A 20,469-nucleotide genomic window follows, 5' to 3' on the forward strand; every position below is an offset into this window, starting at 1 on the left:
TTGAGGTCACTATGAAAGACATGATACAAAGATTTGGGGCAGCCATGTTTGTCCCTGTTTTGCTATTCCCTGCGGCAGGTATGCTGCTTGGATTTACCGTTATGCTCCTAAACCAAGATCTGTTCCCTTGGGCAGTTCCTGGTTCAACATGGCACAGTGTTTCCACCATTTTGCTACAAGCGTCATTAGCTGTTTTCAAAAATATGTCTCTTATTTTTGCAGTTGGCTTACCCATCGCGCTAGCAAAATCAGCGTCAGGTCGTGCGGTACTTGCCACCCTCGTCTCTTACATCACTTTTAACTACGTTATTGGTGGAATACTACAATTTTGGGGGACCGATCTTGGCGTCAATTATGTTGCTGGTGAGCGTGGTCTAACTGAAATTGGCGGTATCTTAACACTGGATACCAACCTTTTAGGTGCTATCGTTATCGCGAGTGTATCGGTTTGGGTTCATAACAAGTACTTTGACCGTAAACTACCGGACTGGGCTTCTGTGTTCAATGGCACCCCATTAGTGGTTATCATTAGCTTCCCTATGATGGTTGCACTTGCCGTTATCACATGCTTTGTATGGCCAACTATCCAAGGTGGTATCAATGGTCTACAAACGTTCTTAGTCAACTCAGGTTCGTTCGGTGTTTGGGCATTTACTCTTCTTGAGCGTCTGTTGATCCCTACTGGTTTGCATCACTTTGTTTATGGTCCCGTATTCTATGGTCCAGTCGCGGTTGATGGTGGTACTGTTGCTTACTGGATCCAGCACATTCAGCAATTTGCAGAAAGCAGCGCACCCTTAACTGAACAATTCCCTCAGGGCGGCCTTATGTTAACTGGTATGGGCAAAGTGTTTGGATGTACAGGTATCGCACTAGCCCTTTACTCAACCGCGAAACCAGAAAAGAAGAAGATGGTACTAGGACTTGTTCTAGGTGCAGCCATTACCGCAATTCTGACAGGGATAACCGAACCTATTGAGTTCACATTCCTATTTATTGCGCCTGCTTTATTTGTTTTACATGCACTACTTTCAGCAACAATGGCTACGCTTGCCTTTATGCTCGGTGTCTCGGGTAACTTCCAAACTGGATTAATCGACTTTGTTTTCCAGAACTGGCTGCCATTAGGTGCAAACCACATGGGTACGTATGTGATTCAGATAGCACTAGGTCTCACCTTCACGGCTATATATTTCTTCAGCTTCCGTGCAATTATTCTGAAGTACAACTTAATGACTCCTGGGCGCGATGATGCGGAAGTGAAATTTGTGTCTAAGGCAGAGTATCGTGCATCACAAAAAGGAAATACTGTAAACGGTAGCGAAGACGGCCAAGCCAATGCATTCATTGAAGGCTTAGGTGGGCGCGACAATATCGAGTTACTAACTAACTGTGCTACACGACTACGTGTGAAAGTCAAAAACGCTGAGTTGGTTCAACCAACATCCTATTTCCAACAACAAGGTGCTGTTAACGTGGTTCGTAATGGAGAGAGTTTCCAAATTATTGTTGGCTTGACTGTACCACAAGTTAGAGAAGAGATGAGCCAACTCATTCAAGCCTAACTTCCCTACTATTTTTATACTTCTACTAAGCCTCTGTTTATACGGAGGCTTTTATTTTGAGGACATAACAATTAATTTTCTTAAGATGCAAAAAAGATAAGAACTTTTCTCCTAAACAGGGCTGATTACTGCCTGATGTAACAGCCAAGAAGTGACAACAAAGATCGAAACTTTGACTCCATCATCGTTGCTATCCAAACAGATTGTGACAACAAAGTTTGAAACTCACTTTTGGAAAGAAATGCTCTACATCCCTTCATTTCTAACATGCCCCCTATAGCCGTCATCCTCACGAAAGTGAGGATCTCCTACCGCGTGTAGGTGCCTGAAAATTGGCGACTAAGTCACGTCACTCGGCTGCGGGACGCGCTGAATGAGATCCCCTTTTTCAAGGGGATGACTGTAATTTTTGGGGATGCTGTGAACACGAAAAGGGGCAAAACCTTCTCAGGGAAGAAGGCAAACTACGACAAAAAGCATCGAAAAGTTTCGCACTTTATTGTCGTAGTTCTAATCATTATTGTCGAGTTTCGATCTTTATTGTCCACCGACAGCTCTTTTGTCGGAAGCCAATAAAGTTTGATCATAATTAGAGCTATTTCCTCATAACTTCGCAGACACATTTACGTGAAGTTTGATCATTTTCATACCGAGTCCCTTACTGTATATCACTATATTAAACAATAAAGATTGATCATTTTCTGATTAACGTACTACTTCAACGCCTGCCGGAGCTGTTTTCTTCTTCAGTGCTGATTTCATACCCTCACCAACACCATCTCGTCTAAAGTCAAACATGTTCATTTCAAACGTATTTATTGAAACCTGATCATTACCGTGAACATGAGCAATTAGACGTTTATGAGCATCTTTGTAAGGAGCTTTTGCATACGAGCCACCAAACTCACCCGAATTAACCAACGTAACGTGTTGATACATATGGTAATGTAATGCTTCCACCATCGAATCAAATGTATTTACATCTTGGTTCAGAGCACTAATCACATATGCGTTAGATTTGTTTCTAAGATCTGAGCTTAAAGCAATGTCAGTTGCGTCGTAACAAATAGAGCCTGTGATAATAAAACCTTTTTCATCTTTGAAAGCGGGATGTACAAGCTCTAGCATTAATTGGTATGGTCGCCACGGCTGAATCTTACCTTTTTCAACTGCCGTCATATTATGCTTGCCTTGAAGACGCACTATCTCTCGCTGATTCGTATTATGCTTTGTTGGAATAATCCAAACAGCACAATTATTCGGCCCTTTAACACCATCTTGCTCGATAAAGCCAAGCCCTGAAAATACCATCGCTTTAGTTTTCTGAGAAAGTGCGATAAGTACATCTAGATCATCATTATGAACAGCAAGCTCCGGCCAAATTATCAGGTCAGCATTTAGCTTTTTACTACCTATTTCAACCCGCTGTGCTTCAAGATGCTTCAAAACTAGCTCAGCCACCCTTGCTACGTGCCTACGATGCTTAGCACGATACTCCGGCTTATCAAGCATTAGACCAGCTTCACCAAAGTCTTTTAGAGCAGGTAGCTTAGACTGTACCATTACAACAGAAAGGGATTCTTTACCATCATTCCAGTCTAGAGCTTGCTTCTCAAGTAAACTTGGGATGCCAGACTGAGTGCAATAGGCAGTTTTCAATTCATGCAGTCGTGCGTTAACTAACTGTTTAACAGCTGATACCGACCAGTTTATAGGCCAATCATAACCATGGTCATTAACTCGAATACCTGGCCACTTCAATAGCTTCGATAGTAATCCCGTTAACCAACCTGAAACTTGAGAACCAACTCCTGAGATAGATTCAGGGCTTGTCATTAGTCCTAATTGTCGCTTATAGAAGCTAGAACGAATACCTCGATATCCTGGTTTAGGTACAACACCCAAACCGAATGAAGTCCAATCTTGATTACCAACTAGTACTGCCCGAATAAATTCCCCTACGTTTCGTAACACACGCACATCATCAGATACTGTAGAATTAAAATCATCCCAGGAAGCAATTAAGTGACTGTTATCGTTGAACTCAAGAGTTAGGTTTAAATCTTTATCAAATACAGAAAATGCTACCGGTGAACTAAAACCATCAAATTCGATTGTAGTTTCTGCAAGATCGATACTTTGCTCTCGATGCTTCGCAAGCAACTCATACTCACTCAAAACAGCTTGCAAGAGTTTCAAAGCCATTATTTCATTAGAGAACGGATTATCATCACGCAAGATAAGTCGAAGAATGCTAACTTTCGTGCTGATCTTATTTAGAGGTTTGCTGTAAGGCTTCGTTTCAAGATTCAGTGGTGTAAGCAATTCCTCTTTGATTTTATCTAGTGCTGCCCATTGGTGCTTTACTCCTCTAGCATGGCGAACCAGTGCGATACCCAAGGCTCTATCTTGAACAAGGAGCAACTTAAAGGAATCAAACAGCCGATCTATATCGCCATGAATTTTCTCAAGCAAACAAGAACAAGATCTAATGCAGTCTTTGCTCATATCCGACATTTGATTTGCCATAATAATAGCTACAGCTATATCTTGAGAGCTCCAATTATCTGGAAGTGTAATCTCCCTAAAGCCATGCGTTAACTTAGAAATGACATCGAACTTTGGTTCCCCAACTTCCTGCTCTAGTACGGTATCTGCTCGAACGAGCATCAAAAATCTTGCTTGTTCAGAAAGTAAATCAAAAGATTGATCCTGAGGGACGCTATGCTTTGCCGCCGAGCTTTGCAATCTCTCAAAGTACGCATCTAAATCCGCATGCGCTGGAAATGCAAGAGAATCCTTTTTGTGGATAACAGTAGCAGAATGGCGATAGACCTCTGCTAAACAATAACTTGCCACCGCAACTTGTTTATCATCTTTTTCATCTAACAACATTTCAAGTTGAACGAGTATAGGCTCTAACAGTTTGGTACTAGGGAACAGTTCTAGTCCTTTCTTAAGTAAAAGCACTAAAGACGGATCATAACTCCAGCAAGCTATAAACCTTCTAGCTATTCGCTCTTGGGAGTAGTCCCACTCCCCAGGCTGTAATACCCCATTTTCATCTGGCACTTGTGTGGCGAAATGTCGTTTCTCACGCAATATTTTAGATAGCTTATTCGCAGCAAATCGTTTAAGCGTGTCCTCTCTAACATCAAATCGAGTTGCCTCAATTGAGGCTAATCCATTAACTGCATAAGAGTTCTTGCTTGCAGCTACAACGGATTTAGGTGGCGCTTGTAACGATAACAATGACTCTAGTTGTCCTAGCTGATTATCCGCTTCTTCCAAAGAAATGGGTCCACTCAACCTACCTTGGATTTCATTCAAGTTTTTAGAAACACCAACTTTAAGCCCATGAAAAACATCAACATTAGTTTTATCTGATTGGATAGATAATCCTAATGTTTTGTATGAGTCTAGCCCGCGAACCAACTCGACTACTTGATTGGTTACTTGTTGAATACGGTCAAAACCATCGAATGATTTAGGCCCCACAATAACTAAACGTAAATCATCAACGTAGCGACAGTAATCAATTAGTCGAAGCTGTTTATTTTCGACAAATTCCGAACCAATTTTGCCACTAAATTCACGATCAAAATCCAGCATATAGAGGTTTGAAAGAAATCCTGAAGCTACCAACCCTTGAGGTAAGCCTTTAGGTGCAGTGGGAACCTTATCCGATGCACATAAATTGCTATATTGTTCTTCAGCCTCACTAGACCACTCCCAACCATTAAATGCCGCAAGCAGCTGAGTGAGTTTATCGTAGTCTTTATCAGAAGATTTTCGTTTAATGACCTTGTCAATTTGCTCGATTAATTTCTGACGACTAATCCCATCAAAAAATTTCTCTAAATCGAGTTCAACGATGTAAATCCTTTCATCAGGAGATATCTCTCCTAGCTGCTCAAGTGCAAAGTGATGTGGTCTGTCTAGAAAACGGCGATAATCAACAAAGTACTTGCTGTAGATAGTGGTTGAACCATAACTGTGTTGAGCATTGCCATCAGCATCATAGGTACAATAAAGTCGATTGCCATAACTCACAACTCCTTGCTTATGCACATCCGTAAACTCGGTGCTTGGGTTACCTTGTATAGTTTCAACTTTGTTTGCCAACCCCATCATCAGCAACGACAACATTGACTGTTCACGAATTGGGATATGAGCAAGCGGCCTCAGTTTAACTGGACTTTGGGGAGGCTCAGAGGGAGTGGTATCTTTCTCGCACTCAACGGGCTTCGGTTGCCATTTAATTTTATGGCGTCCATCGCTATCATCTTGGACAAACTCCCAAGCACAGGTCTTGGGAGCAGGCACTAAGTCTAATGGTTTGAATACAACCTCGTTGTTTAGTTCATCAGCCCAATTTTTACACTGTTCTACCAAGTTAAGAGCTGATAAATCTAATTCAAAATTATCAGCATACCAGTTAGTCGTCCGGATATATTGATGGCTTTTTTTCCAAGCCAACGCCAGGAGTAACGGATCACCTAAATGCTCATCTTTAAGTGATAATTCTTCATATTTTTTATCGATAATTGGCATACATACCCTTGGATTCAAAAGGAGTTATCCTCTTGATGACTAAATTTAATTTTACTTAAGAATCAAGCTCTAAGCACTCTGGCTTTCAGGAACCACTGCATTCGCGTTTACTGTGCGAATCACTCCGAACAACTCCACTACGGTACCTTCATCGAAGAAACCGTAGGCGCTTTCACCGTGATTATCAGTAAATGGTGGCTCAAAGAGTTGCGACATATCTAAGATGCCGTTATTAACGAGGTAGTCGATCACTTGGTCGACAAATTCAATTTGCTCAGCGTTATAAGCTTCTTCATCAAGGAAGCTGCTAAATGCTTCCCTGGCGGCATTCTGATCTAAACCGACAAGCTCACGGATAAACGTACCTAAAGGCTTCTCTTGTAGGATTTTTTCGCGATACGTTTCCACATCACTCATACCGCTAGCTTCCAGTAACAAGCCTTCCAAAACGTCTAAGTCCGCTTGTGTAATGGCTTTATTGCGCTTTAGCTTTTGGATGGTTAATTGGTCTTGGTGATCTTGAATATAGAGCTCAATCTTCTTGCGATACTGGGCTAAGTCGACACTTGGATTCTTGTACACGTTTGTCACATCATGGACACCTTGCACTTCGTCTTCAAAGTTGGTGTACACCATCTCTTTTTTATCTTTGTCTAAAGCAAACATCAGATTTCGCAACTTACGTCGTAGCTCTTCTAGAGTGACTAGGTGGATATCTTGCCAAAACTCTTGAGTCTGGATGTCTTGGATCAGTTGTAGTTGCGCTTGTACTGCTGGGATGGTTGATTTGGCTTCTAACTGCTCCGCGAATTCAATGACACGACCTCGGCTCGTCTCAGAAATCATACCTTTTTCTAAAAGGTCTAACTGCATGGTCAGCACAAGGCTGTCAAAGCGGTGTGATAGATGATTAAGCTGCTCATCAGAGTTAAAAGCGTCTGCTTCAGTTGGCAGTTCAGAGATCTGACTCTCTAGCTCTGTAAACTTAGCATCATCGATGTTATCCCAATGCTCACGCTCTAAAAATGGCTCTATCGCTCGACGCTTCGGTCTTACAATAAAGTTATCGAGATTCATACCACTAACAATATGGTGCAACATATCCAGTTGGTAACGATTTAGCTCAGAATAGCGCTCGCAGTCTTCTGGATGTTGCTCTCGGAACTCTTCATTATTCAACCTGCTGTTAAGTAATGTACTGAGTAGTACGCGCTTCTCGAATACCTGTTGAGTCACTGGTTTCGCCACTCCGACCGCGATACCTTCAGGATTCGCATCGAAATACTCAAAGTTCTGGCAATAGTCGAAAACCTTAAATGTCTTCTTATCATCATTTGGACCAAACAGGTCTTTACACAAACGTGTTCCACGCCCAATCATCTGGGTGAATTTCACTTTTGATCGAACGACTTTGAAGAAAACAAGGTTCACTACTTCAGGTACATCAATACCGGTATCGAGCATATCTACGGAGATTGCAATGCGACAAGTAGGGTTCTTAGGGTCGAATTCGTCAATCTTGTTTTCGTCGCCACCAAACTCATCAATTAGGCTTTGTGCATAGGTTTCTTTCCATGTGATCACACGAGCTAATTTACCCGCCCATTTAGGGTAATTCTTGTTGAATACTTTTTGCAGAAACTGTGCGTGAGGGTTATTGGCAGCAAAGATGATGGTTTTACCAATGACATCGCCACCTTCAACGTGAATACCACCGCGCTCATCTTTACTCATTAACTGAGCAAACATCTTCTCGGCAGTATCGGTATTAAACAAGAAGTTATTCACTTCAGATGGTAATACTTCATCTCGATCTTCGAGTTCAGCTTTGTTTTCCCACTCTTCTTGCTCTTCAGGTGATAGGTCTTTGTACTTAATACCTTCACGTAAAAACTTGGTTGCGACAGAAATCTTAGTTGGTGGCACAAGGTAGCCTTGGTCATACGCTTTGTCGTCTTCATAAGCGTAGGTTGGCATCCCCTTTTGCAGGTCAAAAATGCCATAAGTATCTTTTTCAACTTCATCCTTTGGTGTCGCTGTTAACCCCACTAAGAAGCCATCAAAATACTCGAAGATTTGACGGTATTTCGAGTAGACGGAACGGTGCGCTTCATCAACAACAATCAAATCGAAATGACCGACACCAAATGGACGCTCATCTGCACCTCGATCCAGTAGATTCTTCATGGTCGGGTATGTCGAGAAGTACAAGCGACTGTCGATACTGTTTTTGCTCTGACCAGAATCCAAAATAGAACAACTTACCCTAGGCAGTAGCTTAACGAAGTTCTTCTTGGCTTGAGTGAGTAGCGCATTACGGTCGGCAAGAAACAAAATATTCTTAACCCAGTCGTTTTTCACTAACAAATCGACAAGGCTGATCACGGTACGAGTTTTACCCGTACCCGTCGCCATAACGAATAGTCCTTTGCGCTCATGCTCTAGCTCAAAGTCTTGCAGCAGTTTGGTGATGGCTGACTTTTGATAGTGACGGTTGGTGATCTCGTTGTTAATAACAAAATTGCTGTTAGGTATACCATTTTCAAAGAAAGGTTTGCGGTCGGTACGACGCTTCACCATAAGCTCAAGCTCGGCTTTTGTGTAAAAGCCTTGAACTTGGCGTGGCGGGTAGAAATGGTCATCCCACAGATGCGTCTCATAGCCGTTAGTGTAGAAAATAACTGGGCGCACCCCACACTGCTTTTCTAAGCAGTCAGCGTAAAGCTTCGCTTGTTGTTGCCCGTCTTCGGCTCGGCGATGAGTGCGTTTTGCCTCAACAACCGCTAACGCTGTACCGTCGTCACCCCATAGCACGTAATCAACAAATCCATTGCCGTTAGGGTTTGCCTGAGAAATTGGCATACCTGATACTGGGTATTCACGGTCTCGCTTATGCTCTAGTTTCCAACCGGCTTCTTCCAGAAGTACATCAATAAGATAAGTGCGAGTTTCTGCCTCGTTATAGTTGTGCGTATCCGTAACTTTTTCTGCGCTCTGCTTAGCTTGCTCGATCTGTTCAAGTAAGGCTTGATTTGCTGCTTTTAGCGCCTCGTTTTCTTTTAACTGCTTGAGATAAGCGTCACGCTCAACTTTGTCTTCTAGCTCTAGCTGCTTCTCTAACTCTTGAACTCGTTTGATGCTGCTTAGCGCTTTGGTCGCTACAGCCGCATCAATTGATACTTGTTGTGGGATAAGCGCTTCATCAAATGACTGAACCACAAACTTACTGCGTTCAAGATTGGGAGTATAGGTACGAATAAACCAATACAGCACATGGTGCAGCTCTTTCACCGCTTGTAACGCATCACGCTGCGGCAATGTGGTTTTGCTGTGCACTGCCTCGTTACCAACCTTAATCACCAGCTTGAGCTTAGGGAATAAATTTGTGGTGAGGTTTTGCTTAAAGCCCTTGTCATGAATGAGCGACATTAAGGTCACATCATGGCGAGGACGGGCTAACCAGGTATCAATGTCAAATACGGTTTCAACCATTAACTCCAATGCATTGCGAGCATAGAAGCCTGCAATACGCGGATCGGTTTCGATGTTGCTTTCCGCATTTTTGGCACGAGTTTGAATCTCTGTGCAACGCGTGGTGTACACATCGTTGCCACCGTTAAGGGCAACGTCCATAAACGCAAAGTTGCTCTTTTGAGAAGAGTTGCCTTCAGCGCTAGACGAAGAGTTAGCCGTATCTGACATTGAATTTCCTTTTTACATCATATTGTTATTATTCGTTATAGGTTTAGCTCGCCTTTGAAGGCTTTTTGCATGATTGCACCAAACGCAGCATCGGCTTCTTTCATCAATTCCGCGTTATTATTTAATTCACTTCTGATTGAGGTATAAATTTCACTAAACTCTTTTTGCTTTGAAATTGGAGCAAGCGGAACTTTTAATTTATTCATCTTTTCAGCAGTTAAGTGCTTGAATGTTACTTCGTTAGTTGAGTTAACTAACCCTCCCAACTTCGCCATCCAGAAAAAATACTCTTGTAGATACTCAGAGGTCAGAAATTGCGGGTTTATACGTACTCGGTGAAGAGCCTTTTGGTAATAACAATCTTGGACTTGTTCATTCCAAATAGCACAACGCCCAATCTCTCCTCCTTCACAAACTAACAAGTCTCCACGTTGAAGTCGGAACTTTTTCATTTCTTTTTCGTTAAAGTCCATTTCAAGCAAATCATCTATACCTACTTCTCTCCATTGAATATTGGCATTTCGTAAGTACTTTTTGGGATTAACGTTTTGCTTCGATTTACTAGATAGCATCTTGCCCAACTGGACGGATGCAATTGAGTCTAGTGCACTGATTTCCCATCCCTTAGGATTCGTCACAGGATCACCAAACATCTCAATAAACACTGACTGAGCGAGGCTATTTAGCTCTTGCTCCATTTGCTGGCAGTCTTTACGCAGTTGGTCGGCTTTTTCTAGCACCGCTGCAATTTGCTTTTGGGTTTCTAGTGGGGGGAGTGGGATTTTAAATGCCTCTACAACTTTCTTCGATACCTCTTTAAAAGTTGCCCCATTGCCTTCATTGTCTAGACGGCTTGCCGAATAAAGCATGCAAAAATATAGATATTTAATGTCCACATTTTCGTTTGGCACTAGACTTTTGAAACCTTGGTTTGTACACAACTCTCTCGTTGTAATTGCTACATTGCCGATAGGGGCTCTAGATGTCAGTAATAGACTACCTTTAGGCAACTTATGAGCGGCGCAGCTATCAAACCCCTTTTGCGAGATGTATTCGGGAGCATCATCAAAGTAGATACTTTTGATTTTTGATATGTCTTTAGGAGTGACCCAAGGAATATCTTGATTATCCCAATAAGCTTCAACTTCTCTTTTCGGGGTTGCACCGCCAACAACAGTACAGCAGTCTTTAAGAGCAACTAAAGGCCAACTCATTTCAGCAACCCTTCCAACTCAACCACACCTTTCGCCATCTTGTCTTGCAACGTTTTAATGCGCTTCAAAATGTCCTTTGGCGCATCGTATTGCACCTCTTCGTACACCACCTCTTTGTAACGGTTGATGCTTAGGTCAAAGTCGTTATTAGTGATGTCCGCGACCGGAACCATAAAACTCTGTTCCGTCTTCTTGCGCTTATACTCTGAGCTGTCGCTGTTCGGTGTGCTGTCTTCATTAGTTAGCGTTTTAAAGCGTGCAATGATATCGGCAATGTTGCTCTGCTCGTGAGTCGGTATTTCACCATCTTTGAACAGCTGTGAGCGCTTGTCATCCAGAGAGTAACCATCAGCCTGCATGTCGTAGAACCAAACGTTATCTGTACCGCCACTGTTCGTTTTAGTGAAGACAAGAATGGCGGTACTTACCCCTGCGTAAGGTTTGAAGACGCCTGAAGGAAGCGAAATAACCGCTTCCAACTTTTGGTCCTGCACGATTTTTTGACGAATGGTTTTATGTGCTTTGGTTGAACCAAATAACACACCATCAGGGATGATAACTGCCGCGCGACCACCGACTTTAAGCATACGAAGGATTAAGGCTAAGAACAGCAACTCTGATTTTTCAGTCGGCTTTTTCTTTTTGACCTCAACTTTTATATCGTTACCGTTTTCATCTTTTTCAATTTTGTATGTAGGCTTAGGTTGCTTGACTACAGGGTTTTTACCCAATGCTCGTAGTAAGTCTGGTGCAACGATATCGAAATCAACTGAGCCTTTAAACGGTGGGTTAGCAAGGATCAGGTTGTAAGCTTCAGAGATATTCTCGTCACCTTGGTCTTGCAAGCTATCACGGTAGTGAACACTTGGGTTTTCAATCCCATGCAGCAGCATGTTCATCGCACCAATGCGTAGCATGTGTTTATCAAAATCAAAGCCAGTGAACATTTCATTGTTGAAGTGCTTCCGGTTATCGGGCTTGTTCACTTCTTTTGCGTGATGCTCTTCAACGTACTCAACCGCCGCCATCAAGAATCCACATGTCCCTGATGATGGGTCACAAATGGTGTCGCCTACTTTTGGCTGCATCAACTCGACCATCATTTGGATGATGTTACGCGGAGTACGGAACTGACCATTCACGCCTGATTGTTGTAACTTGCTTAACAGATACTCGTACAGGTCACCTTTGGTATCTTTGTCGTTCATGTCGATGGCACTTAGTAGCTGCACGACCTGATCTAATAATTTAGCCGATGGGATCATGAAAATCGCATCTTTCATGTGTTCAGCAAAGCTGCCTTCATTTTGCAGCGTTTTGATTTTAGGGAACACGCGATCACGAACGATTTCCATCATTACGTCTGGATCTTTGTCTTTGAAACTGCTCCAACGAAGGGCTTGCTCTTCAGGCGAGAAGGTTGGGTTGTTCATCGGTAGACCTGTCGCTTGGCTGCGACGCTCAGCGGTCTTTTGCAGCTCATCTAAACGACGGATAAATAGTAGGTAGGAGATCTGCTCGATAACTGAGATTGGGTTAGCGACACCGCCGGTCCAAAACATTTCCCAAACTTGGTCGATCTGATTACGAATTTTGCCTGTTAGCATGGTGATTCTCTTGATATGAAACGATGGCCAAGAACTTGACCTATATTACTTTCATTTTACTTCATCACCTTTGCTTAAACACTTACTTTCCTTAGTTATTGTGTCAATGCTCTCTTAACAGCCCTATCCAGAGTTTCTATCCACGCGGTTTCATACTCACTGTCGGTTCTATGCACCATTTCACCATCGACTTTTTTGGTTCTAGAAGGGTGCTTAATTTCAACCACTACTGAACAGTGTTCTTGGTTTGCTTTAGCGTCCCATCGAACGCCTTTCTCGGAGCAGGCTTTCATTACGTGAGCCAGCCCATCTTTACCACTTTCAGAGAACCCAAATAGTCTAGAGCCTAGACTATGCTTGTCGTTAATATCGCTGATATCCACTTCAATAATGACCAAAGGAGTTTGCCGGTAATAGAAATAGGCACAATGAAAGGTTCGAGCCTCCTGTGTGAGCTTGTTCTTGTATATCAGGGAAGCATTGTCCGGCTTTGGCATTGCCAAGCACTGTGTACCTTTGTGTTCATAATCAGGAAGCTTCATGAGCTGCTTGATAACCTTTTCAAAAATTTGAAAATTACCTGTAGGAGCGACGACTTTCGGTACCTCAGGACTAGTTGGATCGTCGCAGTCACTGCGATTGATCGCCCAGTCTAGCTCTTGTGCCGTTCCGTTAGCAGTTCCATGCCCGACACCTGAAACATCAGGTTTTGGTTCTTCTGTGGTATTCAAATTGGGCGCTACCCTCGATAGTGCTTTTCCTGGGGAAACGGTTACTTCATCTTCAGAATCACAGACAAATCGGAAACCTTCTTCACTGAAGATATCTCTTTTTCGGTGACTACCTGGCGTGGCTTCAAAGTCCAACTGCGGATCTGGGTCTGTCCGGTTAATTTCTGGGCGCTTGCCGTTACTTGGCTCAACAGGAATAACATCAATTTTTTTGGGATGGTATATCGAGACTTTTTTTCCATAGTTAAAACTTGGGGAGCATACTCTCTTGATTTCTTCAACATGGAACAACATTGGGTCGGTTTCATCATACTCACCAGCAAGCTTAAATCGCCAACTTTTAAGTGGCGGTGGCTCAAAGTTAAAGTTCCACCCCGAACTTTCATCTTGTTGTAACTTGTCATAGATGCTGTTGAAGCTTCTTGTTGCCTCAGGATTAAGCAACAACCACCTCAAGTGTTTGCATGCATCCTTGGAGTTCAAATTCTTTAATGGGTAATCCGATGACCTGTTGAAACGGATAACACACTCTTTTCCAGTATCATCCACAACGGCCATCCCCAATAACCCGTTTGGTCTTAAGGCTGTACGTGTTAGATGTACATTGTGTAAAAAAAGTGCTCGAGCGAGCTCTATACAAGGGACAACAGCCTTTAAGTTGCCCTCCCTCAAAATGATCGAATGCGATTTGTTTGAAGAGGCTCTTTGAAAATTATCTGATATTTTTATGTCGATGATTTCGCGCTTATGTGGAACCGTGCGTTCTTTGTTCGAATAGTGAGAATTAACAACCAACATTGGTATCAGTTCCGCCGGAACACGACTTTTCGGGAAACCTGAAAACTGAACGTTGATATAAGGCCGGACTTTATTATTGAGGACGCGCTTGGTGTGGATACTTCCAATGTTGATTAACGGTACATTTTCAGGAAAGTGCCGCAGCTCTCTGCCAGGCTGGGATGTCCAATCGGAGAATTTCCCGTGCAGGTTTCCTGCTACGCGTACGGCTGAGTCCAGCAAGTCGTTCAATCTCACATACGGGCCTTAAAACATCTGAACACTCAATAAGTTGAACCATAACACGGCTTAATCGTCTTGTTTGGTACTCTTCAACCGATTCGCTATATCGATCAAAAAACAAGCTGCAAAGTGGGAGTTTGTACAATTTTTTTTCGATCAAGCTCTTTTTGGCTATTTTCGACGCAAACCATGATTTTGAATGGCGAGGATCGTATATTCTTCCCTCTGCTACATTCTTTATAGAAAGTAGCTCTTTTGCTATCTGACGGTCTCGAGCCTGCCAATCAACACGATAATTCTGGTAATTTGAAGCTCGCTTGGGTTTGTGAATATTGAGCCAGTTACGGTCATATCGATAAAGCCAAGAATACAGCCTGGCACCAATCACTGTACCTCTGACTTTTTTTAAAGATTCAGCTTGTGAAGACTTTAAAATACTAAGCCATTGGTTTCTATTTTGAGTGCGCTTTTCTAGATTTTTGGTCGTTCTCATAGGCCGCTCTCTCCTCTCTATTTTAGGAAACGCACAAGCGTTCTCTAACTCTTCCAACAAATCCACGTTACTATCTCGGAGTGACAACCAAACAATGAAGTGTTGCAGGTAACTGAATACTCTACGATGTTTTCTGAACATTGCTACTAACCATGTATTTGTTCCACTAAGCGCTAAACCCTGTTGGCACAGCCATTTATCTGAGCAAAGCCTTCGCACAGAATCTGAAATCTCTTTATGGTTAATTCGTGCGCCAATCATCATTCCTGCATCTCTTGCAAGTTTTTGATAATAGAGCGTCCATTGCGCTGGTGAAATCGAACTACTTTTCAAGCTGAGCAAGTTCTCTACCATTTCCGATAATCTTAGCTCGCAGGGGTCAGCCGCTTCAGAAAAACATGTTTGACATTGATAGCTACTTGCACCCACAAACTGATGCCGGTGTGTGGAATGAATCGGTATGTATGTATCTATGAGAATGCTCTGATGCAGCGGGCATGCGTTGACGCCAGGTACTTGAAACAATCGCTGCCAGTAGGTAAAACCAAGGTTCTTACTTTGTTCTTGCCAACATAGAGGGCAAATCTTGTACGTCGTAGGCCACTCGATAACCGAAGCTGGTATACCTGCACAAGACAAGCAGGGGTTCACTCGGCTATAAATTAAATTGGCTTGCAACGCTTTATAGCGGTGTGATTCAACGAAGGGTTTAAACAACGGAAGGAACGTATGACGCTCTGCGATTTGCTTAGGGTGAACTCCCCATACGTGCCCTACATGGTCCAAAAGCTGCGCAATGTGACCTTGTAAAATAGGCGAAGGAACGATCATTCTATTGCCAAAGAGAATGTCTAATGCAATCTTGTCATCCTTGATTCCCATTTGCTGGATAAACCGAGCAATAATACTAGTGAGCAACTCATCTTTCTGAGCGACTGGAAAGTGGGTCAACATCTTCAACCACCAAACAACTCGTTTCGCTTATTAGAGTATAGTTGGCGGCTTGGAACCTAGAGGTATGGTGTGATGTCAAGAATCATACCTTCACGTTTTAGGTAATTGTAGGTAGACATTGGTTTGTCACTTCTCAGTAGCCGAAGGTCGTTATCCACATAACGAGGTTCTAGCTTGGCTACTTTTGATTTTTCAGGCTTACTTTTTGTCGCTGGTTTATCCTCTAACGATTTTATATGAGCAACTAACCCAAATAGATCCTCACTAGGCTTTTCATCAATGGCTTGTCTTGCCGCTAGTTTAGCCACATCCTCACCAAGTCCCATGAGAATCAACATGTCTGTAAGTTCCACCAATTTATCATCAGTTACCTCACCAGTAGCTTCAATCTCATCAACATCGCTATCGCTAGCTTGTCCAATAATACGAATTGAATCGGCAGGTAAGTCTAAGTCAGCATACTTAACGATTTCTTCTTTTCGACCGCTTTGGAGCGCTCGGATCATCGGATGAATGATCGACAGCTCTTCGTTGAACACGTCTTCGACTAACTTTAGGGTAATCACTTCTTTACCCGCAACCACTGCTCTTGCTTGGCAAAGGTAAAACAATGAAACTGCTACATGAGCGACACCTTGAGTGAGCTCCCAAAACAAGTCCTTCATTGGTGTCGTAATAGGTGTCGGTGATTGAAACCACTGCAACTTCCACATTCTATTGAAAAATCGCTCCCATTCGCTTTCATCCGTTGTATTCGATAAGTGCTCAAATCGGTTCCAATTCAAGCTACCAAACTGCGCAGCACGGCGAGCAGACCTCAGTGTAGGAGAAAAAAGCTCGAGGGCTTTTGGAGTACCTATGAACAACACTGGAACTTTGATTACGTTAGTGAGCGTAACGAAGAAATTAAGTAGTTTGGCTGCACCACCGGAGCGCGCTGCATTGAGATGTTGGATTTCATCTATGACCAAGATACCAATAGAATGAAGGGCGCATACTCTAGCTATGTCACCCAACATAGACTCTGCCGATGATCTCGACTTAACGTAGAGCATTTCGTAGTCGCTTCCAATTGCATCGTCTACCGCACGAAAAAAGTGGATACATAGGCTCTTTGCCGAACCATCATGAGGGCAATCAATCTTTAGCCATACCAACTGTGTATGCTGATATTCTGGATGATAGATAGCCTGATGCTTATATGAATCTAAGATCGCTTGTACCGCAGTAGTTTTACCTGTTCCAGAGCAACCAATGACCGTCGTTGCCAACGCTGCGCTACCCGCATTTCTTGATGCCACAGAAAAGTCGATATTGTCGACATCTAAAAGGTTACGCTGATAGTCAGTTGATGCGATGTTTCGACCAAGATATCCTCGACGAATCATCCCAGAAATCATCTGTTCCAGTTGAAGGTGAGCTTTTGTCGGGTATAAAAAGCCATCAAGTATTCGCATCATCGCATGGCGACGGATATATCCAGGTAAGGTTTTTTCCGAATCTCGCACTTTAGGATAACGATTTAATTCTTTGGCCGTATTCTGAGGTGAGTTCAATAAGGGTAGCGCATTGATCAAAGGCTGATGTCGATAATCTTCAATTTCAGGTTCAGCGTATTCCGCATGGTGAATTTTAATCATCGTCATCTCCTAAAAAATCATCCAGTGACGGGTATTCAATGCTTTCTGAGTTGTGAGCCGTATGAATATCAATGACTTCAGCAGTACTTTGCTTTGACTCAGGCTTGAGGTTGACCGAGGTATTGTCTCGCTCGAATTCCCTCTCTTCATCTCGATTACCCTTAATTCCAGCCAATCTTTGTGAGTCCGTTAATCTAGGTGTATTCGCCTTTTTGTCACGCTCTCGTTTAGCGATACGCTCCATCGTTTCCTGTAGGTCAGGAGCCTCAAAATCCTTATCTTGATTCGCTGAAGCCTCTGCAACTTTAGAAGACTTGAGAATACCTGCAGCATCCACAAAACTCATTCCCTTGTATCGACGGCTACGATCTGAAAGCTCACATATCCAGTAGGATTGATAACTTTTGTCGGGTCTCAGATAAACAACATCGGTTCGACGCGGGTCAAAGGCCACCTCAACTTTCTTTGGTCTTGTCTGTTTAAATCGGTCAAACCAACCTTCAGCCATTGCTTCACGACAAGTGTATTTCAGCCCTTTGAAACCAATACCGACCTCAGACACTGTCCCTTTTTCAGTGGGTAACAAGTTCACTTCAACCATCTCTTTACTGCATGGTCTTAACTTACCGGTGCGATTTTTGATTCCCCAATTCCAAAGCTGAATGGGAACTGCGGGTAAGTCATTAGGCATATCTTCGGCAAAATCATAATCTTTAACTACATGCCTAGTGTTGTAGTTGATAATGATGTGAATCACGGTCTCAGTGAATGCATGCAAGGTTAATTCTGCGTCTAGCTCGTATCTGCGCCCTAAGCGCTTCTTGCCGTTGACTGGCTCAACAATACCACCGACATAGGGTCTGAATTTTGTTTGAAGAGTATTGAAATAGCGTTCCACGCCGCCTTTATCATCCCCTCGATAGGAGCGCGAGTTACTCAATTGGATGTTAAATGCATTGACGAGAACGTCAGCTTGCCTATGCAAAAGTTCGCCTTTATCCGCCATGATAGACGCAGGAATACCAACAGAAGGCCACATGCTAGGATCGATTTCTATTCCATAGCTCCGACAATACTCTGTTTTATCAAGAAAGGCGTTGGACATGGCCATCATCGCCGCAACCCATGATGGGTTTTCCAAACCGACGTAAAGCCCTGTAACCATGCGACTAAATACATCTTTAACCACGTAAACCACTGGCCTACCGATGATTTTATTCGGGTCTTTCTCAGAAACTAAATAGAGATCCGCAATCGTTGCATCAATCTCATACCGCCCTCCTGGTCCGATATTCATAAAGGCTGATGTGCTTGTTAGCGCTCTAATATCTTTGTCGTATGCTTTGGATGGCGTTCTTTGTCTTACTACATCATGTTTCTTGTAGTTAGATTCATAGAAATAGCGGAATTGACGAAGAGTCGGTATGGAAGTCTTATCAGAGTCGGGATATCTGGATTTATACAAGCCAATTGCTTTGTCTTTGGCGTCTTTGATAGAGAACTTATCGTTTTGAAGAAAGAAGCCATCAATTGCTAGACTGAAAATTTCTGCAACATCATCGGTAATGATGGCACCTACGCCCTCGGCAGTTGTTCGCTTCCGCCCGAGCTTATTGCCCACGTCACGTCTAGATTTACCTTTCCCGCCAGACTTATGATAATCAGGCAGCAATGCATTGGGTGTCATTCCTCTTTGCCAATATCGACGAAGTTGGCGAATGAAGTAAATACGAGGTTTTTCGGTCGCTTCAACCGCGTTTCTAATTAGACGGTTGCGCGACGTCTTATCAAATAATTCACTGTGGTCTTTTAGTAGAATTTTAAGCATCGCATAGGCTTCATCTCGCTTGAGAGTTTGTGCACCGTCGAGCTCAACATGAGAGAAAGTAAAAGGTTCACTGATGCACTCTATCGTTTGTGCTGCGATCAATTCATGTAACTCAGAGACAGGCATGAGTATGGGCCAAGCCGATTCATCATCGAGACTGATCAGCCAGATGAACTCTAACGTTTCGTACACCACACGTATTCGCTCGGTTGAATCTGTGTATTGATAGACTTGATTAAGAAGCATTGCCGACCTCCAAATCTCTATTACCATTAATTAAGAGTTCGACATCTTCGCACTTCCACTCAGTAAACGGAGTTTCAAGTGATGCTTTTAAATATTGGTTGGCGATACCATAGCGAAATATTCCGATATGAGTGCCTTCCTCTAATTGGTATTGATCATCCAATTTTGCACAATATCGGGCTACATAAGCTTTGGGTTGCTTCGCGAGTCTAGCGGCAAGATCAATGACATCTTGCTTGGAGAATGGGTATTCGACTTCAGTATCTATATCGATAAGTGGTTTTATCCACTTCAGGTTCATTTTGAGATCGTTGGAGACTTCTTGATCGGTAAAAATGGGACAGGGTACTTTTACTGCTTCCCAGTACGATTTCTCTATTTGAAGCTTTTCGACAATGCGCTTGTCATCAAGCTTTAAAGCGGGTTTTACGGGAATCGCTATCTGAGAACCATCAGCAAAATCGATGAGTAAGTCCGTGGTTACTATTTTAAGCTCACCCTTTTCTTGAGGATGGCGAATACCTAGTTGGCGGCAAATAATCAAAGAGTCAGCAAGAGGAATAGGAAACTGCTCTCGAATGTCGATGACCTCTTCACACCAATCGAACACCAAAAATGCGGCAAGCTCATTTCCAGAGAATAAGTGATGGACTCGGCCAACAGTGGCACTTTTAACACGAACGCTTTCGCCAGAACTGCTGAACTCTCCGACTTTAATGAAAGGAACATAGTCCTTCCCCGTCCCTTCGCCTCGTTTTTCATCTAAACGCTTTTGGTCTTTCTTATTGAGTGGCTTATCTGCATCTGACATAAAAAAACCTCCGACTAAGCTAAACTTAGCAGGAGGTCAAAAAACGATCAATCTTTATTGTATATGATCAGACTTTATTGTAACTGATCAAACTTTATTGTCTT

The 20,469-nt window shown here is 42.9% G+C and carries 10 protein-coding genes; 1 reads left to right on the forward strand and 9 read right to left on the reverse strand.

The features are described 5' to 3' along the window. Window positions 1-11 precede the first annotated feature (11 nt). On the forward strand, window positions 12-1,565 hold the full coding sequence (locus tag HW45_RS13480; RefSeq protein WP_038227420.1) for an alpha-glucoside-specific PTS transporter subunit IIBC: 1,554 nt from the start codon (window positions 12-14) through the stop codon (window positions 1,563-1,565). Between the two features lie 705 nt (window positions 1,566-2,270). Here the strand turns inward: HW45_RS13480 and HW45_RS13485 are convergent. From HW45_RS13485 to HW45_RS13525, 9 genes are all read right to left on the reverse strand, one after another. Further along, window positions 2,271-6,119, reverse strand: a complete 3,849-nt coding sequence (locus tag HW45_RS13485; RefSeq protein WP_038227422.1) for an RNA-directed DNA polymerase — start codon at window positions 6,117-6,119, stop codon at window positions 2,271-2,273. Window positions 6,120-6,188: 69 nt separating this feature from the next. Next, window positions 6,189-9,821 carry a DEAD/DEAH box helicase family protein gene (locus HW45_RS13490; RefSeq protein ID WP_038227424.1) on the reverse strand — a complete coding sequence of 1,211 codons (3,633 nt, stop codon included), beginning with the start codon at window positions 9,819-9,821 and terminating at the stop codon, window positions 6,189-6,191. 35 nt (window positions 9,822-9,856) lie between these two features. Next, window positions 9,857-11,035 carry a restriction endonuclease subunit S gene (locus HW45_RS13495; RefSeq protein WP_038227425.1) on the reverse strand — a complete coding sequence of 393 codons (1,179 nt, stop codon included), beginning with the start codon at window positions 11,033-11,035 and terminating at the stop codon, window positions 9,857-9,859. Then, window positions 11,032-12,642 carry a type I restriction-modification system subunit M gene (locus HW45_RS13500; RefSeq protein WP_038227426.1) on the reverse strand — a complete coding sequence of 537 codons (1,611 nt, stop codon included), beginning with the start codon at window positions 12,640-12,642 and terminating at the stop codon, window positions 11,032-11,034. The genes HW45_RS13495 and HW45_RS13500 overlap by 4 nt, the downstream gene beginning before the upstream one ends. Window positions 12,643-12,737: 95 nt before the next feature. Continuing rightward, window positions 12,738-13,817 carry a hypothetical protein gene (locus tag HW45_RS13505; protein WP_235225465.1) on the reverse strand — a complete coding sequence of 360 codons (1,080 nt, stop codon included), beginning with the start codon at window positions 13,815-13,817 and terminating at the stop codon, window positions 12,738-12,740. Between the two features lie 481 nt (window positions 13,818-14,298). After that, window positions 14,299-15,840 (reverse strand): TnsD family Tn7-like transposition protein, encoded by a 1,542-nt coding sequence (locus HW45_RS13510; RefSeq protein ID WP_038227429.1) that lies wholly within the window; start codon window positions 15,838-15,840, stop codon window positions 14,299-14,301. Between the two features lie 56 nt (window positions 15,841-15,896). Then, entirely contained in the window at window positions 15,897-17,480 is a 1,584-nt protein-coding gene (locus HW45_RS13515) for an ATP-binding protein (RefSeq protein WP_038227430.1), read from the reverse strand. After that, window positions 17,473-19,554, reverse strand: a complete 2,082-nt coding sequence (locus HW45_RS13520) for a Mu transposase C-terminal domain-containing protein (protein ID WP_038227431.1) — start codon at window positions 19,552-19,554, stop codon at window positions 17,473-17,475. The genes HW45_RS13515 and HW45_RS13520 overlap by 8 nt, the downstream gene beginning before the upstream one ends. After that, the gene (locus HW45_RS13525) at window positions 19,544-20,365 is read right to left on the reverse strand and encodes a heteromeric transposase endonuclease subunit TnsA (protein ID WP_038227432.1); all 822 of its coding nucleotides are present in this window, start codon (window positions 20,363-20,365) and stop codon (window positions 19,544-19,546) included. The genes HW45_RS13520 and HW45_RS13525 overlap by 11 nt, the downstream gene beginning before the upstream one ends. Window positions 20,366-20,469 lie beyond the last annotated feature (104 nt).

Source organism: Vibrio sp. ER1A, assembly GCF_000733315.1.
GTDB classification, from domain to species: Bacteria; Pseudomonadota; Gammaproteobacteria; order Enterobacterales; family Vibrionaceae; genus Vibrio; species Vibrio mediterranei.

Excerpts from the sequence above, each read along its gene's own strand:
- HW45_RS13480 (WP_038227420.1), top strand. The coding sequence starts at position 12 with ATGAAAGACATGATACAAAGATTTGGGGCAGCCATGTTTGTCCCTGTT.
- HW45_RS13525 (WP_038227432.1), bottom strand. The coding sequence starts at position 20,365 with ATGTCAGATGCAGATAAGCCACTCAATAAGAAAGACCAAAAGCGTTTA.
- HW45_RS13500 (WP_038227426.1), bottom strand. The coding sequence starts at position 12,642 with ATGCTAACAGGCAAAATTCGTAATCAGATCGACCAAGTTTGGGAAATG.
- HW45_RS13510 (WP_038227429.1), bottom strand. The coding sequence starts at position 15,840 with ATGTTGACCCACTTTCCAGTCGCTCAGAAAGATGAGTTGCTCACTAGT.
- HW45_RS13495 (WP_038227425.1), bottom strand. The coding sequence starts at position 11,035 with ATGAGTTGGCCTTTAGTTGCTCTTAAAGACTGCTGTACTGTTGTTGGC.
- HW45_RS13485 (WP_038227422.1), bottom strand. The coding sequence starts at position 6,119 with ATGCCAATTATCGATAAAAAATATGAAGAATTATCACTTAAAGATGAG.
- HW45_RS13490 (WP_038227424.1), bottom strand. The coding sequence starts at position 9,821 with ATGTCAGATACGGCTAACTCTTCGTCTAGCGCTGAAGGCAACTCTTCT.
- HW45_RS13520 (WP_038227431.1), bottom strand. The coding sequence starts at position 19,554 with ATGCTTCTTAATCAAGTCTATCAATACACAGATTCAACCGAGCGAATA.
- HW45_RS13515 (WP_038227430.1), bottom strand. The coding sequence starts at position 17,480 with ATGATTAAAATTCACCATGCGGAATACGCTGAACCTGAAATTGAAGAT.